The organism is Roseateles sp., from assembly GCF_019237615.1.
Taxonomy (GTDB): Bacteria; Pseudomonadota; Gammaproteobacteria; order Burkholderiales; family Burkholderiaceae_C; genus Pelomonas.
The window spans coordinates 30492-54809 of the sequence record NZ_JAFAGT010000040.1; the positions used below are offsets into that span (position 1 = coordinate 30492).

The following is a 24318-nucleotide window of genomic DNA, read 5'->3' on the forward strand; positions in this document are numbered from 1 at the left end:
ATGAGTGCAGTGCTCCCCCCCCACGGCGTTCACGGTGGCCACGCTGGCGACCACGCCCACGACGATCACCACGACCATCACGCCCCCACCGGCTGGCGCCGCTGGGTCTTCGCGACCAACCACAAGGACATCGGCACGCTGTACCTGCTGTTCAGCTTCACGATGCTGATGATCGGCGGCATCCTGGCGCTGTGCATCCGCGCCGAGCTGTTCAAGCCGGGCCTGCAGTTCTTTAATCCTGAGCTGTTCAACCAGTTCACGACCATGCACGGCCTGATCATGGTGTTCGGCGCCATCATGCCGGCCTTCGTGGGCTTCGCGAACTGGATGATCCCGCTGCAGATCGGCGCCAGCGACATGGCGTTCGCGCGGATGAACAACTTCAGCTTCTGGCTGCTGATCCCGGCGGCCATCATGCTGGTCGCTAGCTTCTTCATGCCCGGCGGCGCCCCCGCCGCGGGCTGGACGCTCTACGCGCCGCTGACGCTGCAGATGGGCCCCTCCATGGACGCCGGCATCTTCGCGATGCACATCATGGGTGCCTCGTCCATCATGGGCTCCATCAACATCATCGTGACCATCCTCAACATGCGCGCCCCCGGCATGACGCTGATGAAGATGCCGATGTTCGCCTGGACCTGGCTGATCACGGCCTACCTGCTGATCGCGGTGATGCCCGTGCTGGCCGGCGCCATCACGATGACGCTGACGGACCGCCACTTCGGCACCGCCTTCTTCAACCCCGCGGGCGGCGGCGACCCGGTCATGTACCAGCACATCTTCTGGTTCTTCGGCCACCCCGAGGTCTACATCATGATCTTGCCGGCCTTCGGCATCGTCAGCCAGATCGTGCCGGCCTTCGCCCGCAAGCGCCTGTTCGGCTATGCGTCCATGGTGTACGCCACGGCGTCCATCGCGATCCTGTCCTTCATCGTCTGGGCCCACCACATGTTCGCCACCGGCATGCCGGTGACGGGTCAGCTGTTCTTCATGTACGCGACCATGCTGATCGCCGTGCCCACGGGCGTGAAGATCTTCAACTGGCTTGCGACGATGTGGCGCGGCTCGATGACCTTCGAGACGCCCATGCTGTGGGCGGTCGGCTTCATCTTCGTGTTCACGATGGGCGGCTTCACCGGCCTGATCTGCGCGATGGCCCCCATCGACATCCAGATCCAGGACACCTACTACGTCGTGGCGCACTTCCACTACGTGCTGGTGGCCGGCTCGCTGTACGCCCTCTTCGCCGGCGTGTACTACTGGGGGCCGAAGTGGACCGGCGTGATGTATTCGGAGACCCGCGGCAAGATCCACTTCTGGGGCTCGCTGATCTTCTTCAACGTCACCTTCTTCCCGATGCACTTCCTCGGTCTGGCCGGCATGCCGCGCCGCTATGCCGACTACCCGATGCAGTTCACCGACTTCAACCAGATCGCCACCATCGGCGCCTTTGGTTTCGGCCTGATGCAGGTGTACTTCTTCCTCTTCGTCGTTGTCCCCATGATGCGCGGCAAGGGCGAGAAGGCCGTACAGAAGCCCTGGGAAGCCGCCGAGGGCCTGGAGTGGGAAGTGCCGTCGCCGGCGCCCTTCCACACCTTCGAGGAGCCGCCCAAGCTGGACGCCTCGGCCACCCGCATCGTCGGCTGAGGGATATCGCATGACGCCCGAGCAACGCAAGGCCAACCGGCGGCTGGGTTTGATCCTGCTGTCGGTGGCGCTGGTCTTCGGCCTCGGCTTCATCGCCAAGATGACGCTGTTCGCGCACTGACATGCGCCTGCTCGACGCCCTGCGCCGCGACAACCGCCAGCTGCTCACCAAGCTGGCGCTCATCGTTGCGCTGATGTTCGGCTTCGGCTACGCGCTGGTGCCGCTCTACAAGGCGATCTGCGAGGCGCTGGGCATCAACGTGCTTTCGCTGTCCGAGCGGCAGACGCTGCTGGCCGACAAGGGCATCGCCAACGGCAACGGCCAGATCGACTACAGCCGCGAGATCACGGTCGAGTTCGACACCAATGCGCGCGGCCCCTGGGACTTCAAGCCGGCGGTGCGCCACATGACGGTGCACCCGGGCGAGCTGGGCCAGGTCATGTACGAGTTCCGCAACAAGCAAGGCCGCACCATGGCCGCGCAGGCCATTCCCAGCTATGCGCCGATGCAGGCCAGCGCGCATTTCAACAAGCTGGAGTGCTTCTGCTTCAACGAGTACACGCTGAAGCCGGGCGAGAGCAAGCAGTGGCCGGTCGTGTTCGTCATCGACCCCAAGCTGCCCAAGGACGTGAAGACCATCACCCTGTCCTACACCTTCTTCGAGGTGGCGGGCAAGGGCGGGGTCAAGCTAGGCGAGGCGCCCAAGGGCGGCGCGGGAGCCGCGCTGTGAGCGAGCCCGGCAAGGATCTGAAGGAGGCAGTGGGCCGCAAGGCGTCGCTGCTGCAGACGGTCTCGGCCGTGGCCTGGGGCTTCTTCGGCGTGCGCCGGGGCAAGGATCACGCGAACGACGTGGCCAAGCTCAACCCGGTGCACCTGATCATCGCGGGCGTGCTGGGCGCGGCCCTGTTTGTATTGGTGCTGGTGCTGCTGGTCCGTTGGGTCATCAGCAGCGGCGTGGCCGGCGCCTGAGCGCCGGTCGCGACAAGGTTCAGAACGAGAGTAGAACTAGGAGAACGACATGTCGGCAGCGACAACCCCGGGCAAGGCCCCGTACTACTACGTCCCGGCGCCCTCGCGGCATCCGGTGATGGCCGCCATTGGCCTGTTCTTCGTCATCCTCGGTGCCGGCCAATGGGTCAACGGCCATGGCTGGGGCATGTACTCGCTGTTCGGCGGCCTGGCCCTGTGGGCCTTCGTGCTGCAGCAATGGTTCCGCGACGCCATCGGCGAGAGCGAGGGCGGCCTCTACAGCGACCGCATCGATGTCTCCTTCCGCTGGAGCATGGGCTGGTTCATCTTCTCGGAGGTGATGTTCTTCGCCGCCTTCTTCGGTGCGCTGTACTGGGCCCGGGTGTTCTCGGTGCCCTCGCTGGGCAGCCTGGAGAACTCGCTGCTGTGGCCGGACTTCAAGGCCATCTGGCCCAGCACCGCGCCGGGCTTCACCGCCGCGCCGGGCGGTACCGTCGAGGCCTTCAGCACCATGGGCCCCTGGCCCATCCCGACCATCAACACCGCGTTGCTGCTGACCTCGGGCGTCACGCTGACCATCGCCCACCACGCGCTGATCGCCGGCCACCGCGCCAAGACCATCGCCTGGATGTGGGTCACCGTGCTGCTGGGCGTGACCTTCCTGGGCTTCCAGGCCTATGAATACCACCACGCCTATGCCGAGCTCAACCTCAAGCTCAGCTCCGGCATCTTCGGCTCGACTTTCTTCCTGCTGACCGGTTTCCACGGCTTCCACGTCTGCGTGGGCGCGCTGATGCTGCTGTTCATCACCATCCGCCTGATGAAGGGCCACTTCACGCCCGAGCGCCACTTCGGCTTCGAGGGCGCGGCCTGGTACTGGCACTTCGTCGACGTCGTCTGGCTGGGCCTGTACGTCGTCGTCTACTGGATGTGACGCGGGCCACCCCGCAGGACACAAGCGCCGCAGTCGCGGCGCTTTTTTTTGAGTCCAATCAGGACCGCAGCGGCAGCCCCGTCGGCTGTATCCAGCCCAGCTTCCAGCTCAGCAGGATGATGAGGAACAGCGCCACCGAGAGCGCCACTCGCACAGCTAGCGCGCGCGCCATGTTGGGGCTGCGCCGACCGTCGCTGCGGCCCTTGCGCAGCATGAAGACGCCGGCCGCCGCCAGTGCGCCGAGGATGCCGATGAAGGCGATCAGGAACACGAATTTCATGGCGATGGATTATCCGCGCGGGGTGCCGGCGTGAACGCCAGGCGCTGGCTGCTGCTGGGCGCCATGCTGCTGGGCGCGGCGCTGACCGCGCGCCTGGGTGTCTGGCAGCTCGACCGCGCGCAGCAGAAGCTGGCCCTGCAGGCCGCCATCGACGCCGAGGCCGCCCGGCCGCCGCTGACCAACGCCGAGCTGGGCGGCGAACAGCAACTGCACCGCCGCGTCGCGCTGCGCGGTCGCTGGGCCGCCGAGCGCACCGTCTGGCTGGACAACCGGCCCATGGACGGCCGCGCCGGCTTCTACGTCGTCACGCCGCTGCGCCTCGCGGGCCGCGACGAGGCCATCCTGGTGCAGCGCGGCTGGGTGCCGCGCGACCCGTCCGACCGCAGCCGCCTGCCGTCGCTGGCCACGCCGGCCGGCGAGGTCGAGGTCGGCGGCCGCCTGGCCGCCTCGCCGTCGCGGCTTTACGAGCTGGGCGAGGGCGCGTCGGGTGCGATCCGGCAAAATCTCGATGCTGCGGCCCTGGCCGCCGAGTCAGGGCTCAAGCTGCTTCCACTGACCGTCGTGCAGACCGCCGGCACCGACGACGACGGCCTGCTGCGCCACTGGCCGGCGCCGGACCTTGGCCTGCACAAACACTATGGCTACGCCTTCCAATGGTTCGCGCTCTGCGCGCTGATCCTTTTCCTCTATGTCTGGTTCCAACACCTCCGTCCCTGGCTCCGCCGCCGGCAGTCCTGAGCCGCTGAGCTTCGCGGTGCATAGCCTGCCCGACCCGCGCGTGCCCCCCCAGCAGCGCTCCGGGCGCTGGAAGATGCTGCTGGTGCTGGCCGTCTGCGCGGCGCCGGTCGTCGCGTCCTACTTCACCTTCTACGTCGTCAGGCCCAGCGGCTCGGCCTATGGCGAGCTGATCGCGCCCACCGTCGACCTGCCTGCCGACCTGCCGCTGGCCGACCTGCAGGGGCGTGCGGTGCCGGCCGACTCGCTGCGCGGCCAGTGGCTGCTGGCCGTCGTCCAGCCCGCGGCCTGCGGCGCGGCCTGCGAGCGCCAGCTCTATGTGCAGCGTCAGCTGCGCGAGATGCTCGGCAAGGAGCGCACGCGCGTCGACAAGGTCTGGCTCATCCCGGACGAGGGCATGCCTCGCCCCGAGGTGCTGGCCGCCGTCGGCCAGAAGGGCGTGGAGGTCACCGTGCTGCGTGTACCGCAGCAGCGCCTGGCCGCCTGGCTGAAGCCCGCGCCCGGCAAGGCCCTGAGCGACCACTTCTACGTCGTCGATCCCATGGGGCGCTGGATGCTGCGCGCCCCGGCCGAACCCGACCCCAAGAAGTTCAAGGCCGACCTCGACAAGCTGCTCAAGGCCAGCGCCGGCTGGGACAGCCCGGGTCGTTGAGCTCGCGATGAACGACGTGCTGCTCCCCCTGGGCCAGGTCGCCGCCATCGGCGGCGCGGTCGCCCTCGGCCCGCTGATCTGGTGGCGCCAGCGTTCGCGCGATCACAGCCCCGCCGGCCGGCTGCGCGCGCTGACGCTGCTGACGCTGTTCCTGACCTTCGACCTCATCGTCTTCGGCGCCTTCACGCGCCTGACCGATTCCGGCCTGGGCTGCCCCGACTGGCCCGGCTGCTACAGCGCGGCCAGCCCGGTCGGCGCCCACCACCACATCGAGGCGGCGCAGACCGCGATGCCCACCGGCCCGGTCACGCATGGCAAGGCCTGGATAGAGATGGTCCATCGCTACCTGGCCAGCGGCGTGGGCCTGCTTATCCTCGTCATGACGGTGCTGGGCTGGCGGCTCAGGCGCGCGGCCGGCGAAGCCGCGCCCTCGGCCTGGCTGCCGACGCTGACCTTCGTCTGGGTCTGCGTGCAGGGCGCCTTCGGTGCGCTGACCGTCACGATGAAGCTGTTCCCGGCGATCGTCACGCTGCACCTGCTGTTCGGCCTGGGCCTGCTGATGCTGCTGGCCTGGCAGCATGAGGCCTATCGGCCGCGCCCCATCGCGCTGCGGCCCGGGCTGCGCCTCGCGGTCGCCGCCGTCCTCGTGCTGGTCCTGGTCCAGGTGGCGCTGGGCGGCTGGGTCAGCACCAACTACGCGGTGCTGGCCTGCGACGAGTTCCCCACCTGCCACGGCGGCCAGTGGTGGCCACACCTGGACTTCGCCCAGGGCTTCCAGCTCTGGCGCGAGCTGGGCCAGCGTGCCGACGGCAGCTACCTCGGCTTCGAGGCCCTGGCCGCCATCCACATGGCCCACCGCATCGGCGCCTTCGGCGTCTTCGCCGCAGTCATCGCGCTGGCCTGGGTGCTGCGCGGGTCGGCGCCGGCCTGGTCGAGGGGGCTGCTCGCCGCCGCCGGCTGGCAGCTGGCATCCGGCCTGTCCAACGTCGTCCTCGACTGGCCCATAGGCGCCGCCCTGGCCCACACCGCCGGCGCGGCCGTGCTGCTGGGCCTGCTCACCACCTTGCTCGCGCGCCTGCAGCGCGCCCAATCCTGACCATGGCCTCCACATCCACCGCCAGTGCCATCGTGCACAGCCCGCGCTGGCAGCAGTTCTACCAGCTCACGAAGCCCAAGGTCGTTCAGCTCATCGTCTTCTGCGCCGCCATCGGCATGGCCCTGGCCGTGCCGGGCCTGCCCGACCTGCAGCAGGCGCTGACCATGCTCGCGGCCATCGCCGGCATCTGGCTGGTGGCGGGCGCGGCGGCGGCCTTCAACTGCCTCATCGAGGACGGCATCGACGCGCGCATGAAGCGCACCGCCTGGCGGGCCACCGCCAAGGGCGAGCTGAGCCGCCCGCGGACGCTGGCCTTCTCGGCGCTGCTGTGCGGCATCGGCATGGCCATCCTGGGTGTCTACGTCAACCTGCTGACGATGTGGCTGACCTTTGCCACCTTCGTCGGCTATGCCGTCATCTACACCGTCATCCTGAAGCCGATGACGCCGCAGAACATCGTCATCGGCGGCGCCTCCGGCGCCATGCCGCCGGTGCTGGGCTGGGCCGCGCTGCGCGGCGAGCTGGGCCCCGAGCCCTGGCTGCTGTGCCTCATCATCTTCCTGTGGACGCCGCCGCACTTCTGGGCGCTGGCGCTGTACCGCGCCGAGGACTATGCCCGCGCCGGCCTGCCCATGCTGCCGGTCACGCATGGCAACGACTACACGCGGCTGCAGATCCTGCTCTACACCTGGGTGCTGTTCGCGGCCACGTTGCTGCCCTTCCTGACCGGCATGAGCGGCTGGTTCTACCTCGTCAGCGCCGTGGTCCTGGGCCTGGGCTTCTGCGGCTATGCCTTCCGGCTGTGGCGCGCCTATTCGGAGATGCTGGCGAGGCGGACCTTCTGGTTCTCCATCTGGCATCTGTCGCTGCTCTTCGCGGCCTTGTTGATCGACCACTACATCGCATGAACACCCGTCGCTTCGCCCTGGCCGCGCTGGCCGCGCTGACCCTGGCCGCCTGCCAGAAGTCCGGCCCCGACAAACCTGCCTTCAAGGGCATAGACCTGACCGGCGCCGAGTACGCCCGGCAGCTGAACCTGACCGACCAGGACGGCCGGGCCCGCTCGCTGGCCGACTTCAAGGGCAAGGTGCTGGTGGTCTTCTTCGGCTACACCCAATGCCCCGACGTCTGCCCGACGACCATGGCCGAGGTGGCCGAGGTCAAGCGCTCGCTGGGCGCTGACGGCGACAAGGTGCAGGGCATCTTCGTGACCATCGACCCCGAGCGCGACACCGGCCAGCTGCTGAAGGCCTACATGGCCAGCTTCGACCCCAGCTTCGTCGCGCTGCGCGGCAGCGCCGAGCAGACCCAGGCCGCCGCCAAGGAGTTCAAGGTCTTCTACGCCAAGGTGCCGGGCAAGACGCCCGACACCTACACGATGGACCATACGGCCGCCAGCTTCATCTTCGACACCGAGGGCCGTGTGCGCGTCTATGCCCGCTATGGCTCCGGCGCCCAGCCGCTGGCGGACGACATCAAGCTCCTGCTGGCCGAGAAGAAGAGCTGAGTCCGCATGGCAAACCGCGACTCTCGCCGTGCGAGGCCATGGGCCGCCTTGGCCACGGCCGTCACCTGCCTGCTGGCTGCAGCCGTCTTCACGCTGTCCGGCTGCGCCACCTCGGGGCCGGGCGAGGCCCCGTCGCAGCCGCCGGTGTCGGGCAGCGCAGCCGCGCGCCAGCCGGTGACGATCCTGATCTCCATCGACGGGTTCCGCGACGACTACTTGCGGCGCGGCGTCAGCCCGACGCTGTCGCGGCTGGCGGCCGCCGGCGTCACGGGCATCATGCATCCGTCCTTCCCGTCCAAGACGTTCCCCAACCACTGGACGCTGGTGACCGGCCTGCGCCCGGATCGCCATGGCATCGTCGGCAACCGGATGGAGGCGTCCGAGCGCAAGGAGGTCTTCACCATGGCCACGGACGATCCCTGGTGGTGGGACGCGGCGCCGCCAGTGTGGGTGGATGCGGAAAAGGCCGGCATACGCACCGCCGCGATGTTCTGGCCGGGCGCGAACGTCGCGTTCGGCGGGGCGTCGGGACCCACCGGCACGCGCCCCTCGGACTGGGTGCCCTACAACCAGGCCGTGAACGACTCGCAGCGGGTGAACACGGTGCTGGACTGGCTGCGCCGGCCCGAGGAGATACGTCCCAGCTTCGTGACGCTGTACTTCGACAAGGTCGACGCGGCCGGCCATCTCCATGGCCCTGACGGCGCGCAAACCACCCAGGCGGTGGCCGAGGTCGACGCGGCGATCGGCACGCTCGTGGCCGGGTTGAAGGCGCTGGGCCAGCCCGCGAATCTCGTCATCGTGGCGGATCACGGGATGGCCGCGACCAGCAGCGAGCGCACGATTGCGCTGGACACGCTGGTCGATCCCAGTCGCTACCACCTGGTCGAGACGGGCACCTTTGCCAGCCTCGCGCCGCTGTCCGGTGCTGCCGAGGAAGTGGAGCGGTCCCTGCTCGTGCCGCATGAGCACATGCAGTGCTGGCGCAAGGCCGACATCCCGGCGCGGTTTCACTACGGATCGAACCCGCGCATTCCGCCCATCCTGTGCCTGGCCGAGCCCGGCTGGCTGATCCTGGCCAGCGCGCCGCGCCAGCCTGCCAGCGGCGGCAACCATGGCTACGACAACATGGCGCCGGAGATGAATGCCTTGTTCATCGCGCACGGTCCTGCCTTCGCGGCGGGCCGGGTGCTGCCGGACTTCGAGAACGTGGATATCTACCCGCTGCTGCGCCGGTTGATCGGGTTGCCGGCGGCCGCCGGCGTCGATGGCGATGGCGTGGTGTTCCGGGGCGTCTTCAGGGGGGGCGCCACTCCGGGGGGCGACTGACGGCCGTCGCGCCGACGCCAGCCAGGGGCGAAAAAAAGGCCTGCAAGCAGGCCCGGTTGTCGGCGGCGCAGCAGCTCAGGCCGCCGTCAGCGCCTTCTTCATCTTCTTCATCGCGGCCACCTCGATCTGGCGGATGCGCTCGGCCGACACGCCGTACTCGGCTGCCAGTTCGTGCAGCGTCATGCCGCCCGAGGCGTCGTCGTTCACCTTCAGCCAGCGCTCCTCGACGATGCGGCGGCTGCGCGGGTCCAGCACGTCCAGCGCACGGGCGATGCCGTCGCCGGCCAGCGCATCACGCGAGCGGGCTTCGATGACGCGCGTCGGCTCATGGCTCTCGTCGGCCAGGTAGGCGATGGGTGCGAAACCCTCGCCGTCATCGTCGGTCTGGGGTTCCAGCGCGACGTCGCCGCCCGACAAGCGGGTCTCCATCTCCAGCACTTCCTCGCGCTTGACGTTGAGCTCGCGGGCCACATGGGCCACCTCGGCCTCGCTCAGCGTGTTGCGGTGCGTCTGGCCGTCGGCCTGCTCGGCCTTGAGCTGGTGCTTCATAGAGCGCAGGTTGAAGAACAGCTTGCGCTGCGCCTTGGTCGTCGCGACCTTGACCATGCGCCAGTTCTTCAGGATGTACTCGTGGATCTCGGCCTTGATCCAGTGCATGGCATAGCTGACCAGGCGAACGCCCTGGTCGGGGTCGAAGCGCTTGACGGCCTTCATCAGGCCCACGTTGCCCTCCTGGATCAGGTCGCCCTGGGGCAGGCCGTAGCCGACGTACTGGCGCGAGATGGACACGACCAGACGCAGGTGCGACAGCACCATGCGGCCGGCGGCCTCCAGGTCGCCCTTGTCGCGCAGGCTGCGCGCGGCCGAGCTCTCCTCCTCCGCGGTCAGCAGCGGCAGGCGGTTGACGGCGGAGATGTAGGCGTCCAGATTGCCCAGCGAGGGCACCATGGCCCAGGGGTCGCGGACGGCAATGGCAGAAGCAGCAGACATCGTCTTGAATCCTTCAGAACCGCAGCGTGGAAGTACCGCGGCGAGAAAGATATTAGCACTCCAATCCGGCGAGTGCTAAGGGTGGCGGTGTCGAGGGTGAAAAGCAGTGTTTCCGGGGATGAAACAGTTGGCGCGCGCTAACTTTCTTCATGCCACGCCGCCTGCACCCGGTCCTGGCTCACGTCTGCCGACCTGCATGTCGCCGGGCCTTGTCGGGCGTCGGACAGGCGGCAGGGGCTGTCTTCGGCCTGGATTCAGTCAACCAGGCCGAAATCCGGGCTGGCGAGCATCGCCTCGATGTCCAGCAGGATCAGCATGCGCTCGCCGAGCTTGCCCAGGCCGGTGATGAAGCGGGCGTCCAGCGCAGCCGGCACCTCGGGGCGGGGCTTGATCTTGTCGGCGCCCAGCTCCAGCACGTCGGACACCGAGTCCACGACGATGCCGACCACCCGGCCGGTCAGGTTCAGCACGATGACGACGGTGAAGGCGTTGACCTCGCCAGGCTGGCCCAGGCGCAGCCGCAGGTCCAGGATGGGGACGATGATGCCGCGCAGGTTGACGACGCCCTTGACGAAGGCTGGCGCGTTGGCGACTCGCGTGGGCGGTTCGTAGGAGCGGATCTCCTGCACGCGCAGGATGTCCAGGCCGTATTCCTCCGCACCGATGCGGAAGGTCAGGAACTGCTGGCCAGCGGCATGCGCCAAGACCTGCACGGCCTGGGCGCCGGGGCTGGGAACGAGGTCGGTGGAGCTCATCGGGGACGGTGTCGGATGGGAAGGCTGGGCCTCATTCTGCCCGCGCCGTCCCCCCGCCCGTCGCCAACAGTTCGTCGACCAGGGCCAGCACCTCGCGCACGTCCAGCGGCTTGGTGAGGTAATGCTCGGCACCGGCCGCGTGCGCCGCGGCGATCTGTTCCGGCTGGGCGTTGGCCGACACGACGACGACCGGCGGCCGTGGCCCGCGCAGCCGGCCCAGCAGCGCCCGGCCGTCGCCGTCGGGCAGATGCCAGTCCAGCAGCAGCAGGCTCGGTGGCCGCTCGCGCAGGGCGAGCAGGCCGGCCTCGACCGTCCCTGCCACTTCCAGGTCGATGTCGGGGCGCTGCGCCAGGATGCTGCGCATGACCTCGGCGTTCAGCGGGTTGTCCTCGACGTAGAGCAGGTGCCGCCTGGGTCCGGCGCCGGGCCGGGCGGGCGTGTCGTGGGCGTCGTGGGCGTCGTGGGCGTCGCCCCCGACCCGGATCGTCGCGGTGCCCGCCGCGGCCAGCCTCAGTACGAAACAGGCGCCGGGGCCCTGCGCGGGGTCCAGGGCCTCGGCGCGCAGGCTGCCGCCCATCATTTCGGCCAGGCGCCGACTGATGACGAGGCCGATGCCGGTGCCCGGCAGCCCGCTGTGCTCGCGGCCGAGGCGGTTGAAGGGCTGGAACAGCTTGGCACGCTGCTCGGCCGTCAGGCCCAGGCCGGTGTCGCGCACGGCGATCTCGACCCAGCCCGGCTCGGGGCTGCCGGCCGTTATGCCGATGCTGCCGCCGGGGCGGTTGTACTTGACGGCGTTGCTGAGCAGGTTTGTCAGGATCTGCGTGACCCGCGTCGGATCTCCGACGATGCCCACGTGGCTGGCGTCGATGTGCTGGTTGATGGCCAGGCCCCGCTCCGCCGCCTGGCCCTGCACCAGCGCCAGCGCTCGGTCCAGCAGCGGCTGCAGGGGGAGCGCCGCCATCTCCATCCTCAGCGAGCCGGCCTCGATGCGTGACAGGTCCAGCGTGTCGTTGATCATCTCCAGCAGGTGCCAGCCCGCCTGGGCGATCTGCTGGGCGCGACCGCGCTGGCCCGGCGGCAGCGGCTCGGCGGCGTCCATCTGCATCAACTGGGTGAAGCCCAGGATGGCGTTCATGGGCGTGCGCAGCTCATGGCTCATGCGCGAAAGGAACTCGTTCTTGGCCTGGTTGGCAGCCTCGGCCGCCTCGCGGGCCCGGTCCAGCTCCTCGATGCGCAGCTGGTCGGTGATGTCCTCGACGATGCCCACCAGCCGGTGCGGCCGGCCATCCGTGCCGCGCAGCAGGCTGACGAGGGCGCGCGCATGGGCGATGCGGCCGTCCGGGCGGACATAGCGCTTCTGGCGCCGGTAGAACGGGATCTCGCCGCGCATCAGCCGGCGCGTCAGGCGGATGTCCTCGCGGCGGTCGTCGGGATGGGTCAGGTCGACGGAACGCTTGGCCGCCAGCGCCTCGGCCGGGTAGCCCACCAGGTTGCAGAACTGCGCATTGACTTCCTGGAAGCCGCCGTTCAGGTCGGTGAAGGCGATGCCTATGGGCGCCGTCTCGAAGACGCTGCGAAAGCGCTGCTCGCTCTGGTTCAGGGCACGCTCGCCCTGGGCACGGCCGGCGACCTCGCGCGCGAGCGCCGCGGTGCGCTCCCTCACCAGGGCCTCGACGTGCAGGGTGCGCCCCGACATCAGCAGCAGCAGCGCGCCCACCATGGCGGTGGCGAGCAGGCCCACCAGCGCGAAGGCCCAGCTGCGACCCGGCGCCGGCAGCGGGCCGGGCAAGTCGTAGACGCGCACCTCCCAGCGCCGGCCGCCGAACTCCAGCGGCATCTTGACCAGCGGCAGCGCCGAGTCGCCGCCGCGCTGCACGGCCTCGCAGCCCAGGCGGCCGCCCAGCCGCGTGTAGAGGGCGTCGGGCTCCAGGTCGACCAGGCAGGCCCCCAGGTACTCGGGCCAGTCCGCGGCCAGCCTGGAGAGCAGCAGGTCGGGCCGCAGCGTCGCGAAGACGACGCCGTCCAGCGCCGCCTCGTCGCGCCGCGCCTGGTCGCGGTACAGCGGCTGGTAGAGGACCACGCCGACCGCCGCGTCCCGGTCCTGCGACAGCTGGATGCCCGCCGAGGCCGTCGGGAGCCCCGCGGCGGCAGCCCGTTCGATGGCGGCGCGCGCGCCCGGGACGGTGCGCACATTGATGCCCAGCGCGCCGGCATTGCGCGACAGCGGCTCGATGAGGCGGATGGCCAGCATGTCCTCGTCCGCGGGCGGCGTCAGGTCGCCGGCGCGCCGCCGGTCGCGGGCCCGGTAGCTGCCGGGGAAGGCATCGGCAGCCGCCGCAGCGTTGAAGCGCTCGACATCGGCGCGCGCGACGCGCAGCGTCAGCCCAAGCGCGATCAGCGGGCTGTCCTGGGTCAGGAAGCCGCTGGTGGCGCGCGCGAACTCCTCGCGCGTCGGCCGTGGCTTGAGCTTGACCATGCCGTGCAGGCCCTCCAGCGCCAGCAGCGGCTCGCGCAGGCGGCCGGCCAGCGCCTGGGCCGCGTTGGTCGCCTCGCGCGTGAAGTCGGCGCGGCTGCGCTGGCGGTCCCAATCGACCGTGGCCGCCACGCCCATGCCGACCAGCAGAGTCGTCAGCAGCATGGGCAGGCCGACGCTGAAGCGGCGCGCGCTCCAGGCAGTGCGGGGCTGTCCGATCAGCGCCAGCGTGATGGGCGTGGCGATCAGCACGCCCATCAGGTCGCCCGTCCACCAGACCAGCCAGACGTTGCCCATCTGCGCGCGGGCGATGGTGTCGGTCGCCATCAGCACCAGCGTCGCGCAGCTCGGGCTGACGAGACCCGCGAGCGTGATCGCCGCGAGATAGGCGCCCACTTCGCGCGGCGACGCCAGCAGCAGCGGCCGGCCGCACCAGCGCCGTATCAGCAACGTGCCGACGGCGCCCTGGGCCGCGGCGCCCAGCGCGATGCCCGCGGCCAGCGGCAGCACCTGGCTGCTGAGGTGGCCCAGCATCGCGGCCTGCACGATGAACGAGCCCAGGGCCACGGCCGGCAGGTAGCGCAGGCCCAGCACCAGCAGCACCGCGAGCCCCCAGCCCGCAGCCGGGTAGAGCGGCGCCACTTCGTAGGGCGGCAACACCATCAGCAGGCCCAGCCGGCCCAGCAGCAGGTAGATGGCGGTGATGCCGGCGGACAGCGCCAGATAGCGGCCGATGCCGCGGGCGGACGACAGGGCGCCGGGCATGGTCACGGGCGCACCCTTCGGCCGGCGGCATTGCCTGGCCGACAGCGCGGCCAGGCGTGCTTGGCGCGGCCCGGCGCGGCGCTCATTTGGCCTGGGCCTCGCGCAGCGTCTGCACCACCGGCCGCTGCAGCACGCCGCGCAGGCTCCACCAGCCAGCGCTCCAGGCCAGCAGTGCGCCCACCGCGGCGCTGGCCAGGGGCACCCAGGGCTTGAGCTGCCAGTCGAACTGGAAGACGTAGCGTGCCAGCAGTGCCGCCAGCACCAGCGCCACCGCACCGGCCAGGAAACCCGCCAGCGCGCCGACGCCCAGCAGCTCGGCACGCTGTACCTGGGCCAGCAGCGAGGACGGCGCGCCCAAGGCGCGCATCAGGGCGAACTCGCGCGTGCGCGCCTCGCGGGTGCTGCCCACGGCGGCCAGCAGCACCACCAGGCCGGTCGCCAGCGTGAAGCCGAACAGGAACTGCACGGCCTGGATGACCTGGTTCAGCACGCCCTGCACCTGGTTGAGCTGGGCCGACACGTCGATGACGGTCAGGTTGGGGAACTGCCGCGCCAGCGCGCGGTCCAGCTTGGCGGCCGGAGGGCTGCGGTAGGCGGCGATCTGCGTGGACGGCAGATCGGGGAGCTCCGCGGCCTCGAACAGCACGAAGAAATTGACCCGCATCGACGACCAGTCCACCTTGCGCAGGCTGGTGACGCGGCCCTGCACCGGCTGGCCGGCGATGTCGAAGGCCAGTCGGTCGCCCAGCTTGAGCCCCAGCGAGTGCGCCAGGCCCTCTTCCACGCTCATGCCCATCTCGCCCGGTTTCGTGTCTCCCCAGCGGCCGGCCACGATCTGGTTGTGCGCCGGCTGCGTGGCGGCGTTGCTGAGGTTGAATTCGCGCTCGGCCAGGCGCTGGGCACGCGCCTCGGCGAAGTGCCGGCCCTGCACGGCCTCGCCGTTGATCGCCGTCAGCCGGCCGCGGATCATGGGATACCAGTCGTAGCCTTGCACGCCGGCATCGGCCAGCGTCTTGCGGAAGGCCTCGGCCTGGTCGGGCTGGATGTTGATGACGAAGCGGTCGGGCGCCGACGCCGGCGTGGCCTGGCGCCAGCTGGAGACCAGGTCGGTGCGCAGCAGCACCAGCAGCGCCAGCGCCAGCAGACCCACGGCCAGCGACGCCACCTGCATGACGGCAAAGCCCGGCCGCGCGGCGACCTGGCGCGTCGCCAGCAGCAGCCAGCGCGGCACGCCCGCGCCGCTGACATTGCTGGGCACGATGCGCCGCAGCAATTTCACGGCAACCCAGGCCAGCAGCGCGAACAGCAGCACCGCGCCGGCAAAGCCCGCTGCCGCGATGCCGCCCAGCATCAGGTCGTCGGCCAGCACCACGAGGATGGCGGCCAGGCCCACCACGCCCGCGCCCAGCACCAGCAGCGAGCCGGCCTTGGGCGCGCCCAGGTCGCGGCGGATCACGCGCAGCGGCGGCACGGCCGCCAGCTGCAGCACCGGCGGCAGCCCGAAACCCAGCAGCAGCGACAGCCCCAGTCCCAGCCCCAGCAGCGCCGGCCAGATGCTGGGCGGCGGCAGGCTCACGTCGACGAGGCCGGCCAGCAGCGACACGAAGACCTGGTGCAGGCCCAGGCCCACCAGGACGCCGGCCAGGCTGGCGGCCAGGCCGGCCAGCGCGAACTCCAGGCCATAGGCCCAGGCGATGCGCCGCTGCGGCTGACCCAGCACGCGCAGCATGGCGCAGGCGTCCAGGTGGCGAGCCGCGAAGTCGCGCGCCGCCAGCGCCACGGCCACGGCTGCCAGCAGGGCCGACAGCATCGCGACGAGGCGCAGGAAGCGCGCCGCGCGGTCCAGCGTCTGGCGCATCTCGGGCCGCCCCGATTCCAGCGACTCCAGTCGCACGCCGCGCAGCCCGTCCTTCTTGATCTGTTGCTCGGCCGCGTCGACGAAGCGCCGCACGGCGTCCGGTGCCGCGCCTGGGCCGGGCACCAGCGCCAGGCGGTAGGTGATGCGGCTGGCCGGCTGCACCAGGTGGGTGGAGGCCAGGTCGGACTCGGCCAGCAGCACGCGCGGCGCGAAGTTCATGAAGCCGGCGCCGCGGTCGGGCTCGGTCTCGATGAGGGCGCCCACCCGCAACTGGCTGTCGCCCAGCAGCAGCGGGTCGCCCGGCTTCAGCCCCAGGCCGTCGGCAACGGCCGGGTCTATCCAGACCTCGCCAGCCGCTGGCGCGTCGCCGCGGCCGGGCAGGGCCTCGCGCAGCGCGATGCGGCCGCGCAGCGGATAGCCCGCGCTGACCGCCTTGACGGCGACCAGGCGGCTCTCGCCGCCCTGGGCATCGGTCGCGCGCGCCATGCTCGGGAAGGTGGCGCTGCGTACCGCCGCCAGCTTCAGCTCGCGGGCCAGGTCGACCAGGGGCTGGGGTGTGGGCTGGTCGCTGGCGACGACGGCGTCGCCGCCCAGCAACTGGGCCGCATCGCGGCGCAGGCCCTGGTCCAGCCGGTCCGACAGGAAGGCCACCGCGCACAGCGCGGCGACGGCCAGGGCCACGGCCAGCATCAGCAGGCGCAGCTCGCCGGCGCGCCAGTCCCGCAGCAGCTGGCGCCAGGCAATCGACAACGTGGCGGGCGGACGCGAAACGGCAGGGGACGACATGCGCGCGACTGTAGCCGCGCGGCGGTGCGAAAGCTCAGTCCGTGGTGGCGGCCCAGGTGGTGCGGGCCGCCTCGCGCCAAGCCGGCTCGGCCGCCTCGGCGCGCTGCAGGCCGCGCAGGGCCGCAGCGCGGGCCCCTGCGCGGTCGCCCGCGTCCAGGCGCAGCCGGGCGAGATTGATCCAGGCCACGGCGCTGTCGTGGCGCTGTGCGGCGGACTCGAAGGCGGTGCGCGCGCCAACGGCGTCGCCGGCTGCGTTCAGCGTGTTGCCCAGGCCGATGCCGGCCAGTAGATTGCCCGGCCAGCGTGCCAGCAGCGCGCGCCAGGCCTGGGCGGCCCGCCCCGGCGGCGCGGCGCGCTCGAAGCCGAGGGCGGCCTCCTGCGCATCGGCCTCGGTCGCGGTGGCGGCCAACTGCTCGGGCGGCAGCACGGCGATGGCCCAGCGGCCGGCGCGCGTCCAGGTGTAGTCGAAGGTGCGCAGCGGCAGCGTGGCGCGCTCGGTCGTGCCACTGCGCAGGATGATCTCGCGCGCTTCCAGGTCGTAGCCGACGACGACGGCGTAATGCCAGCGCGGGATGAGCTCCAGGCCCAGGTTCTGCAGCACGACGACGACATGGCCGGCCGCGACCTCGCGCAGCAGCGCCTCCAGCTCGCGCGGCAGCCGGGTCGCCACGGCGCCCTGGCGGCGGGCGCCGCCCAGCATCTCCAGCTGCAGCGTGCCGGCCCGCGAGGGCAGGAAGACGGCGTCGGCCAGGCGGTCGGGGTCGGCGGGCAGGCCGATGTCGGCCAGCGCCGTGGCGAGGGCGGCGGGGCCGCAGTGGTCGCGCGTCTGCGGGAAGAAGGGCGTCTCTGCACGCTCGACGCGCGGCGGGAGGTCGGGCGGCGGCTTGGCCAGCAGCGCAGCCGTCTGCGGCGGCGTGAAGAACGTCGCGCAGCCGGACAGCAGCAGTGCGGCCAGCGCCGCGGCGCAACGGGCGATCAACGCATCGAGCGCGTGAACGGGAACACCTTGGTCAGGCCGAGGATGTCGGTCACCAGCAGGATGATGAAGATGGTGAACAGCACGCCGACGACGTCGCTGCTGCCGGCCGGGGCGTTGTCGATCTGCGTCAGCATCTGCTGGGCCTCGGTATCGGTCAGTGCGTCGACGCGGGCGCGCATCTCGTCGACGGCGACGCCGCGGGCCTGCAGCATGGCGGCGAGGTCGGCGCGGTCCAGCACGGCCTGCAGCTTGGCGTGGGCCTCGCTGCGGGCCGGTTGAAGGGCGGCGGCGGCCTGCTCGGTGCCGATCAGCGCCGTCGGCGCAGCCTGGGCCATGCCGCTGAAGACGACGGAGGCAACGAGGAGCGAGGTCAGTACGCGGCGGGCGGGGTTGTTCATGTCGTGCTCCTGTGGGCGGGCGATGTTGGAATGGGGCGGCATGCTAGGGCGGCCAGCGCGCCGTGGCGCGGTGCAGCCGCCATGTCGCGGCCTTGTCCTACATGTCCAGGCATGCCTGGCGATCACGTAAACTCGCGGCCCGATGCGGGTGTAGTTCAATGGTAGAACTTCAGCTTCCCAAGCTGACTACGTGGGTTCGATTCCCATCACCCGCTCCAAATGCAGACGGCCCCTTTCGGGGCCGTTCGCATTTGGAACGAGACCCCGGGATGGGATTCCGCTGCCTTGACGGCCTCGCCGCCCTCAGGGCTGCCCCCCCCCCCCGCCACTTCGCAGCAAGGCCCCCGCGAGCTCCCGCAGATGGGGCTCGGGATCGCTGGTCGACAGTGCGCGCAGCCGCTGCAGCATGGCCGGCGATGTCAGCGTCGCGGCCGCGCTCAGGGCCACCTTGCGCACACCGGCGTCCGGGTCGTGCTGCAGCGCATCGAACAAGGCCTCGCCATGCGCGGGGGCGAGGTTGCGGATGCCCGCGGCGGCGGCCACGCGCATCAGCGGTTCGCTGCGGCCCTGCGCCAGGCGCAGGGCGGTGGTGGCGTCGGGGTGGGGGATCAGGCTGGCCAGGTAGGTCGCCTTGCTGGCCAGCGCGAGGTCGGCGCCGCCGATCAACTGCTTGAGCGCCGGCAGCGCGGCGGCACCCAGGGTCCGGGCGGCGGCGGCGTAGTCGGGCTCCTCGGGGTCGAGCCAGGTCTTGACTTGCGGGATGTCGGCCATGGTGCTTGCTCCTCGGGACTCAGGTGGCGAAGGTCATCGGCGCGGCGCGCATGGTGTTCACCTCGGTGCTCACCAGGTCGGGCGGCGGGTTGGTGATGTTGGCCGTGCCGTTGCCGGTCATCAGCCGGTTGTTGTCGTTCACGTGTGGCAGGCCCAGCACATGGCCCACCTCGTGAGCCATGGTCCACTGCGTGGCGATGGACGCCACGACGGCGCCGGGTCGCCCGGCGGGATGGGCGGCGCAGCCGTTGTAGGCCGGTACCGTGGAGCGCACGAAGTAGACGACGACATCGCTGCCCCAGGCGAAGTTGCGGTTGCCGAACAAGGTGTTCTGCTCGCCGGTGGTACTGCCCATCGTGCAGGCCCCCACGTCGCAGTCCACCAGGGCGGGCAAGTTCAGCGTCTCGGTGCTGACGCGGTGCACGCGGATGCCGACCGCCTCGTAGACCCTCTGCATGGCCTGCATCATCTGGTCGATGGGCAGCGTGGGGGTGGACAGCACCTTGATGTGCAGTCGCACCGTCTGCTCGCCGACCTCGAAGCGGTTGTCCGCCGTGTTGAGCAGCCAGCCGCCGGCAAATCGCGTGCCGTTGGCGGCCATGGTCAGCGCGTCGAAGCCGCTGCCGGTGAAGCGCAGCAGGCCCAGGCCCCAGGGGCTGGTGACGAGCAGGTCGGCGCGGTTGTCTCCGTTGAAGTCGCTGACCGCGTCGAAGTGGTTGTCGGCCGTGTTGAGCAGCCAGCCGCCGAAGCGCGTGCCGTTGGCGGCCATCGCCGGCACGCTGAAGCTGCTGCCGGCGAGCTTGAGCACGCCCAGGCCCCAGGGGCTGGTGACGATGAGTTCGTTGCGACCGTCACCGTCGAGATCGGCCGCCCGGATGATGCGATTGTCCAGCGTGTTCAGCAGCCAGCCGCCGAAGCGGGTGCCGTTGGGCGCCATCAGCTTGGCGTTCAGCGTGTTGCCGGCCAGCCCCAGCACGCCCAGGCCCCAGGGGCTGGTGATGACGATGTCGGCACGGCCGTCGCCGTCGAGGTCGGCCAGCGTCACGATGTGGTTGTCGGCCGTGTTCAGCAGCCAGCCGCCGAAGCGCGTGCCGTTGGCGGCCATCACCGGCGCGGCGAAGCTGGCGCCGGCGAGCTTGAGCACGCCCAGCCCCCAGGGGCTGGTGACCATGAGTTCGTCGTGGCGGTCGCCGTCCAGGTCGCCGACCGCGCTGAAGCGGTTGTCAGCTGTGTTGAGCAGCCAGCCGCCGAAACGTGTGCCGTTGGCCGCCATCAGGATGCTGGTGAAGCCGGAGCCCGCGAGCTTGAGCACGCCCACGCCCCAGGGGCTGGTGACGAGGATCTCGTCGCGGCCGTCGCCGTCGAAGTCGCCGATCGGGCCAAAGCGGTTGTCGCCGGTGTTGAGCAGCCAGTCGCCGAAGCGCGTGCCGTTGGGCGCCATGACGACGGGCGCGAAGCTGGCGCCGATCTTGCGCAGCAGCGCGATGCCCCAGGGGCTGGTGACCAGCATCTCGACGCGGCCGTCGCCGTCGAAGTCGCCGATCAGGTCGAGGCGGTTGTCGGCGGTATTCAGCAGCCAGCCGCCGAAGCGCGTGCCGTTGGCGGCCATCACCGTGGCCGAGAGCGCGCCTCCGGTCAGGCTGAGCAGTCCAAGGCCCCAGGGACTCGTCACGGGGATGTCGGCCCGCCCGTCACCATCGAAATCGCGTTTCCTCGTCACCATGGCGAGCTCCTCGAAGCGTGGAGCCGCCATGCTCCGGGGGGCGTTCGGCACTGTCTTCAGCAGGTTTGTGGACCCGGCCCGTCGCGGCGCCCGCCGCGTCCACAAGTGAGGGGACGATCAGCCCGCCACCCAGCTCACCCGCCCCCGCCCCGCCGCCTTGGCCAGATACAGCGCCCGGTCCGCCGCCTCGACCAGTCCCTGGGCCTGCGTGCCGGCCGACACGCCCAGGCTGATCGTCACGCTGCTCTCGATGGCCGGATGCGGCAGGGCCAGCTTGCGCACCGTGTCCTCCATCAGCTGCGCGACGCCGATGGCGCCGGCGAGATCCGTGTCGGGCAGCAGGCAGACGAACTCCTCGCCGCCGTAGCGTGCCAGCAGGTCGGTGGGGCGGCGCAGGCAGGCGCGCAGCGCGGTAGAGACGCGGCGCAGGCAGTCGTCGCCGGCCAGGTGGCCGAGGGCGTCGTTGAAGCGCTTGAAATGGTCCACGTCGGCCAGCACGACGGCCAGCGGCGCGCGCGTGCGCTGGGCGCGGCGCGCCTCGGCGGCGAGGCGCTCGTCGAAGTGGCGGCGGTTGTGCACGCCGGTCAGGCCGTCGACGAAGGCCAGCTCGCGCAGCAGGTCGGCCTGGGCCTTGAGCGTCAGCTGGGTGCGCACGCGGGCACGCACGACGGTGGGGTTGAAGGGCTTGGTGATGAAGTCGGCTGCGCCGGCGTCCAGCGCGCGGGTCTCGTCCTCGGGCCGGTCCTGCGCGGTGACGAAGATGACGGCGATGGCGCGCAGCTGCGGGTCGGCCTTCAGCTCCGCGCAGAGCTGATGGCCATCCATGCCGGGCATCTGCACGTCCAGCAGCACGAGGTCGGGCTGGCGCTCGCGGCACAGCTGCAGCGCGCGGGCGCCGTCGGTGGCCATCAGCACCTGGCAGTCGGCCGCGAAGACCCGGTGCAGGGCCTGGATGTTGACGGGCTGGTCGTCGACGATGAGCAGGCGCGGGCGGCGATCGGGCAACGCCGGGTCCTGCTGCAGCGTCACCAGGCCGGGCAGGGCGAGTTGCATCATGGCTGTGCCTCCAGCGTGGCGCGCAGTTGCTGACACAGGCTCAGGGCCGCGGGGAAGTCGAGGGCGGCCATGGCGGTGTCCAGCGGCGCGACAGTGTCGGCCGGCAGCAGGGGCCGCAGCGCCTGATGGGCATCCAGGGCTTCGAGGTCGGCGCCGTCCAGCAGCGTGGTGAGGGCATCCAGGCGCTGGGCCAGCTGGCCCGGTGGTGCGGGGGCGGTCTCCACCCCGGTCGGGTCGTCCTGCTGGGCCTGGCGCGCCAGCAGGGCAGCGCCGAAGCGGTCCAGCGCCGCGAGGTCAGCCTCGCGGCGCTCGAGGAAGCGGCGGTGCCATTCGGGGCTGGGCTGGGCGGCATGCTCACCCTCGGCGGCCAGCGCGGCCAGTTCGCCGGCACCGAGCATGGCGGCCAGACCACGATAGCCGTGCAGGCCGCGCGCGGCGCTGCGGCCGCCCTTGGCCAGGGTCGGGGCGAGCTTGCGGTCCTGCTCGTGCAGGGCGGCCAGCGTGCGCTCGAAGAGCTCGACGCGACCCGACATGCGCGCCAGCGCTTCGGCCAGCGCGATGCCGGCGCGGCCGGCGTCGGCCAGCAGGGCCGGGGGCAGCTCGGCGGCCATGGCGTGCCCCGGGGGCGGCGCCGTGCCGCAGCGGCGCCGCAGCACGGCGACCAGGGTGTCGGGGTCGAAGGGCTTGCCGATGTGCTCGTCCATGCCGGCATCCAGGCAGGCCTTGCGTTCGGCGTCGAGGGCGCCGGCCGTCATCGCGATGACGGGCAGGGTCAGGCCCAGCTGGCGGCGGATCAGCCGGGTCGCCGTCGTGCCGTCCATGACGGGCATCTGCACGTCCATCAGCACGGCGTCGAACCCTCGCCGGCCGCGCGTCTGGGCCAGAAGGGTCAGGGCCTGCTGGCCGTCGCCGGCCAGCACTACGGTGGCGCCCTCCAGCGCCAGCAGCTCGCGCGTGACCTGCTGGTTGCCCGGGTTGTCCTCGACGACGAGGAGGCTGAAGCCGGCCAGGCGCTGCGGCGCGGGCTCGGGTGGCGGGCCTTCGCCGCGGCGGGCCTGGCGGGCGGCGGTGACGGCCTGTTCCAGCAGGGTCGCCGTGACGGGCTTGACGAGGAAGCCATCGAGCAGGGCCTGCTCGGCAGCGCTGCGCTGGGCCAGGCGTTCGCGGTCGTGGCTGGTGACCATCAGGATCAGCGGCTCGGCGCCGAGCCGCTGGCGCAGGCGCACGGCGGTCTGCCAGCCGTCCATGCCGGGCATGACCCAGTCCAGCAGCACGACGTCCGGCGTGTCGCCGACCATAAGCTCCAGGGCTTCGGCGGCTCCGGCCGCCAGCCTGACCCGCCAGCCCAGGGATTCGGCCAGCGCGCCGATGACGCGGCGCGCTTCGGCGTGGTCGTCGATGACGAGGACCCGCAAGGCGTCCCCGGCCGGGCGCGGCGCCGGCGCGTCGGCGGGCAGCGGGAAGCTCAGCGTGAAGCCGAAGCGGCTGCCCTGGCCGGGCGTGCTCTGCAGGTGGATGTCGCCGCCCATCAGGCGCACGAGGCGGCGGCTGATGGCCAGACCCAGGCCGGTGCCGCCGAAGCGCCGCGCCGTCGACACCTCGGCCTGGCTGAAGCCGGAGAAGATGCGCTCCTGCTGCTCTGGCGCGATGCCGATGCCGGTGTCGCGCACGGAGAAATCCAGCACGACGCTGCCGGCGCTTCGCGCAGCCTGGGTGATGCCGAGCACGACCTCGCCGGCCGGAGTGAACTTGATGGCGTTGCCGGCCAGGTTGATGAGGACTTGCTGCAGGCGCAACGCGTCGGCGACGATGACGGGCGGCAGCTTGGGGTCGAGGTCGAAGAGCAGTTCCAGCTCGCGCTTGTCGACGTTGGCGGCGAGGATGACGGAGAGGTCGCGCAGCAGCTCGTCCAGGCGCGTCGGGTGCGGGTCCAGGCTGAGGCGGCCGGCCTCGATCTTGGAGAAGTCCAGCACGTCGTTGAGCAGGCCCAGCAGGCCGCGCGCCGCGCCCTCGCTCTTGACGGCGTAGTCGCGCTGGCGGGCGTCCAGCGGCGTCTTCTGCAGCAGGCGCAGCATGCCCAGCACGGCGTTCATCGGCGTGCGGATCTCGTGGCTCATGTTGGCCAGGAAGCGCGTCTTGGCCTGCGAGGCGCGCTCGGCGGCGAGGCGAGCCTGGGCCTGCGGGGTCAGGTCCAGGCAGGTCAGCACCAGGCCTCCGTCGGGCAGTGGCGCGGTACGGGCCTCGATGAGGTGGTCGCCTGCGCGGCAGGTCTCCAGGCGGTTGGCGTTCGGGTCACGGCCCAGGGCCAGGGCAGCCTCGACGGCGGCTCGGGCCGGCTCGCCCTGACCGTAGTCGCCGCGGGCGGCGAAGAAGAGGATGAGGTCGTCGAAGCGCAGCGGCGGTTCTTCGAACAGCGAGGCCGGCACGTTCAGCAGGCGTTCGAATTCGGCGTTGTGCACGAGCAGGCGGCGCTCGGCGTCGAAGACGGCCAGGCCGCAGGGGAGGTGGGCGATGACCTCGCGGATCAGCGGGCTGGGCGGCGGGCTGCCTGGGGCGCCCGCAGCCACGGCGGCGGCCCGAGGCGGACCGCCTGCGCCATCTTGTATTTCCCTGG

The 24318-nt window shown here is 71.1% G+C and carries 22 protein-coding genes and 1 tRNA gene; 12 read left to right on the plus strand and 11 right to left on the minus strand.

Going from position 1 to position 24318, the window contains the following annotated elements:
* From ctaD to JOY88_RS07265, 5 genes are read left to right on the plus strand one after another with little or no spacing between them, the layout of a single operon-like run.
* Window positions 1-1647, plus strand: coding sequence for a cytochrome c oxidase subunit I (gene ctaD / locus JOY88_RS07245; protein WP_293501585.1), 1647 nt, complete (start codon window positions 1-3; stop codon window positions 1645-1647).
* 10 nt (window positions 1648-1657) lie between these two features.
* A complete protein-coding gene (locus JOY88_RS07250; RefSeq protein ID WP_293501587.1) occupies window positions 1658-1768 on the plus strand; it encodes a cytochrome oxidase small assembly protein in 111 nt (36 codons plus the stop codon).
* A 1-nt stretch (window position 1769) separates the two neighbouring features.
* Entirely contained in the window at window positions 1770-2378 is a 609-nt protein-coding gene (locus JOY88_RS07255) for a cytochrome c oxidase assembly protein (protein WP_293501589.1), read from the plus strand.
* On the plus strand, window positions 2375-2617 hold the full coding sequence (locus tag JOY88_RS07260) for a DUF2970 domain-containing protein (RefSeq protein ID WP_293501590.1): 243 nt from the start codon (window positions 2375-2377) through the stop codon (window positions 2615-2617). Before JOY88_RS07255 ends, JOY88_RS07260 begins: the two co-directional genes overlap by 4 nt.
* Before the next feature lie 49 nt (window positions 2618-2666).
* On the plus strand, window positions 2667-3551 hold the full coding sequence (locus tag JOY88_RS07265) for a cytochrome c oxidase subunit 3 (protein ID WP_293501591.1): 885 nt from the start codon (window positions 2667-2669) through the stop codon (window positions 3549-3551).
* A 58-nt stretch (window positions 3552-3609) separates the two neighbouring features.
* On the opposite strand, the gene JOY88_RS07270 is transcribed toward JOY88_RS07265, so the two are convergent.
* Entirely contained in the window at window positions 3610-3831 is a 222-nt protein-coding gene (locus tag JOY88_RS07270; RefSeq protein WP_293501593.1) for a DUF2909 domain-containing protein, read from the minus strand.
* Between the two features lie 63 nt (window positions 3832-3894).
* Between JOY88_RS07270 and JOY88_RS07275 the strand changes: the two genes are divergently transcribed.
* From JOY88_RS07275 to JOY88_RS07300, 6 genes are read left to right on the plus strand one after another with little or no spacing between them, the layout of a single operon-like run.
* Window positions 3895-4569, plus strand: coding sequence for an SURF1 family protein (locus JOY88_RS07275; protein ID WP_293501627.1), 675 nt, complete (start codon window positions 3895-3897; stop codon window positions 4567-4569).
* Window positions 4520-5218 (plus strand): SCO family protein, encoded by a 699-nt coding sequence (locus JOY88_RS07280; protein ID WP_293501595.1) that lies wholly within the window; start codon window positions 4520-4522, stop codon window positions 5216-5218. The genes JOY88_RS07275 and JOY88_RS07280 overlap by 50 nt, the downstream gene beginning before the upstream one ends.
* Window positions 5219-5225: 7 nt before the next feature.
* Window positions 5226-6314 carry a COX15/CtaA family protein gene (locus tag JOY88_RS07285; RefSeq protein ID WP_293501597.1) on the plus strand — a complete coding sequence of 363 codons (1089 nt, stop codon included), beginning with the start codon at window positions 5226-5228 and terminating at the stop codon, window positions 6312-6314.
* A 2-nt stretch (window positions 6315-6316) separates the two neighbouring features.
* Window positions 6317-7222: a heme o synthase gene (cyoE, locus tag JOY88_RS07290; RefSeq protein WP_293501599.1), complete on the plus strand. Its 906-nt coding sequence runs from the start codon at window positions 6317-6319 to the stop codon at window positions 7220-7222.
* Window positions 7219-7821: an SCO family protein gene (locus JOY88_RS07295; RefSeq protein WP_293501600.1), complete on the plus strand. Its 603-nt coding sequence runs from the start codon at window positions 7219-7221 to the stop codon at window positions 7819-7821. The genes cyoE and JOY88_RS07295 overlap by 4 nt, the downstream gene beginning before the upstream one ends.
* A gap of 48 nt (window positions 7822-7869) precedes the next feature.
* Window positions 7870-9150, plus strand: a complete 1281-nt coding sequence (locus JOY88_RS07300; RefSeq protein WP_293501601.1) for an alkaline phosphatase family protein — start codon at window positions 7870-7872, stop codon at window positions 9148-9150.
* 75 nt (window positions 9151-9225) lie between these two features.
* On the opposite strand, the gene rpoH is transcribed toward JOY88_RS07300, so the two are convergent.
* From rpoH to JOY88_RS07330, 6 genes are all read right to left on the minus strand, one after another.
* Complete coding sequence (gene rpoH, locus JOY88_RS07305; RefSeq protein WP_293501602.1) at window positions 9226-10140, minus strand: RNA polymerase sigma factor RpoH; 915 nt, start codon at window positions 10138-10140, stop codon at window positions 9226-9228.
* 254 nt (window positions 10141-10394) lie between these two features.
* A complete protein-coding gene (locus JOY88_RS07310; RefSeq protein WP_293501603.1) occupies window positions 10395-10895 on the minus strand; it encodes a chemotaxis protein CheW in 501 nt (166 codons plus the stop codon).
* Between the two features lie 31 nt (window positions 10896-10926).
* Complete coding sequence (locus JOY88_RS07315; RefSeq protein WP_293501628.1) at window positions 10927-14133, minus strand: CHASE domain-containing protein; 3207 nt, start codon at window positions 14131-14133, stop codon at window positions 10927-10929.
* Window positions 14134-14215: 82 nt separating this feature from the next.
* Window positions 14216-16777: an ABC transporter permease gene (locus JOY88_RS07320; protein ID WP_293501604.1), complete on the minus strand. Its 2562-nt coding sequence runs from the start codon at window positions 16775-16777 to the stop codon at window positions 14216-14218.
* 34 nt (window positions 16778-16811) lie between these two features.
* Window positions 16812-17756, minus strand: a complete 945-nt coding sequence (locus tag JOY88_RS07325) for a PA2778 family cysteine peptidase (protein WP_293501605.1) — start codon at window positions 17754-17756, stop codon at window positions 16812-16814.
* Complete coding sequence (locus JOY88_RS07330; RefSeq protein ID WP_293501606.1) at window positions 17753-18154, minus strand: PA2779 family protein; 402 nt, start codon at window positions 18152-18154, stop codon at window positions 17753-17755. The genes JOY88_RS07325 and JOY88_RS07330 overlap by 4 nt, the downstream gene beginning before the upstream one ends.
* 144 nt (window positions 18155-18298) lie before the next feature.
* Here JOY88_RS07330 and JOY88_RS07335 point away from each other — a divergent pair.
* Window positions 18299-18372: transfer RNA gene (locus JOY88_RS07335), tRNA-Gly, on the plus strand.
* Window positions 18373-18457: 85 nt separating this feature from the next.
* Here JOY88_RS07335 and JOY88_RS07340 read toward each other — a convergent pair.
* The 4 genes from JOY88_RS07340 to JOY88_RS07355 form a co-directional block, all read right to left on the minus strand.
* Window positions 18458-18925 (minus strand): hypothetical protein, encoded by a 468-nt coding sequence (locus JOY88_RS07340; RefSeq protein WP_293501607.1) that lies wholly within the window; start codon window positions 18923-18925, stop codon window positions 18458-18460.
* Window positions 18926-18944: 19 nt separating this feature from the next.
* Entirely contained in the window at window positions 18945-20648 is a 1704-nt protein-coding gene (locus JOY88_RS07345) for an FG-GAP-like repeat-containing protein (RefSeq protein ID WP_293501608.1), read from the minus strand.
* 117 nt (window positions 20649-20765) lie between these two features.
* Window positions 20766-21704, minus strand: coding sequence for a diguanylate cyclase (locus tag JOY88_RS07350; protein ID WP_367269792.1), 939 nt, complete (start codon window positions 21702-21704; stop codon window positions 20766-20768).
* Window positions 21701-24271, minus strand: a complete 2571-nt coding sequence (locus tag JOY88_RS07355; protein WP_293501609.1) for a response regulator — start codon at window positions 24269-24271, stop codon at window positions 21701-21703. The genes JOY88_RS07350 and JOY88_RS07355 overlap by 4 nt, the downstream gene beginning before the upstream one ends.
* Between the last annotated feature and the right edge of the window lie 47 nt (window positions 24272-24318).

Bases quoted from the DNA above. Each gene is read 5' to 3' on its own strand.
- JOY88_RS07340 (WP_293501607.1), bottom strand. From the start codon at position 18,925: ATGGCCGACATCCCGCAAGTCAAGACCTGGCTCGACCCCGAGGAGCCC.
- JOY88_RS07255 (WP_293501589.1), top strand. From the start codon at position 1,770: ATGCGCCTGCTCGACGCCCTGCGCCGCGACAACCGCCAGCTGCTCACC.
- JOY88_RS07270 (WP_293501593.1), bottom strand. From the start codon at position 3,831: ATGAAATTCGTGTTCCTGATCGCCTTCATCGGCATCCTCGGCGCACTG.
- ctaD (WP_293501585.1), top strand. From the start codon at position 1: ATGAGTGCAGTGCTCCCCCCCCACGGCGTTCACGGTGGCCACGCTGGC.
- cyoE (WP_293501599.1), top strand. From the start codon at position 6,317: ATGGCCTCCACATCCACCGCCAGTGCCATCGTGCACAGCCCGCGCTGG.
- JOY88_RS07275 (WP_293501627.1), top strand. From the start codon at position 3,895: ATGCTGCTGGGCGCGGCGCTGACCGCGCGCCTGGGTGTCTGGCAGCTC.
- JOY88_RS07315 (WP_293501628.1), bottom strand. From the start codon at position 14,133: ATGCCCGGCGCCCTGTCGTCCGCCCGCGGCATCGGCCGCTATCTGGCG.
- JOY88_RS07320 (WP_293501604.1), bottom strand. From the start codon at position 16,777: ATGTCGTCCCCTGCCGTTTCGCGTCCGCCCGCCACGTTGTCGATTGCC.
- JOY88_RS07285 (WP_293501597.1), top strand. From the start codon at position 5,226: ATGAACGACGTGCTGCTCCCCCTGGGCCAGGTCGCCGCCATCGGCGGC.
- JOY88_RS07250 (WP_293501587.1), top strand. From the start codon at position 1,658: ATGACGCCCGAGCAACGCAAGGCCAACCGGCGGCTGGGTTTGATCCTG.
- JOY88_RS07280 (WP_293501595.1), top strand. From the start codon at position 4,520: ATGTCTGGTTCCAACACCTCCGTCCCTGGCTCCGCCGCCGGCAGTCCT.
- JOY88_RS07330 (WP_293501606.1), bottom strand. From the start codon at position 18,154: ATGAACAACCCCGCCCGCCGCGTACTGACCTCGCTCCTCGTTGCCTCC.
- JOY88_RS07350 (WP_367269792.1), bottom strand. From the start codon at position 21,704: ATGATGCAACTCGCCCTGCCCGGCCTGGTGACGCTGCAGCAGGACCCG.
- JOY88_RS07310 (WP_293501603.1), bottom strand. From the start codon at position 10,895: ATGAGCTCCACCGACCTCGTTCCCAGCCCCGGCGCCCAGGCCGTGCAG.
- rpoH (WP_293501602.1), bottom strand. From the start codon at position 10,140: ATGTCTGCTGCTTCTGCCATTGCCGTCCGCGACCCCTGGGCCATGGTG.
- JOY88_RS07295 (WP_293501600.1), top strand. From the start codon at position 7,219: ATGAACACCCGTCGCTTCGCCCTGGCCGCGCTGGCCGCGCTGACCCTG.
- JOY88_RS07345 (WP_293501608.1), bottom strand. From the start codon at position 20,648: ATGGTGACGAGGAAACGCGATTTCGATGGTGACGGGCGGGCCGACATC.
- JOY88_RS07265 (WP_293501591.1), top strand. From the start codon at position 2,667: ATGTCGGCAGCGACAACCCCGGGCAAGGCCCCGTACTACTACGTCCCG.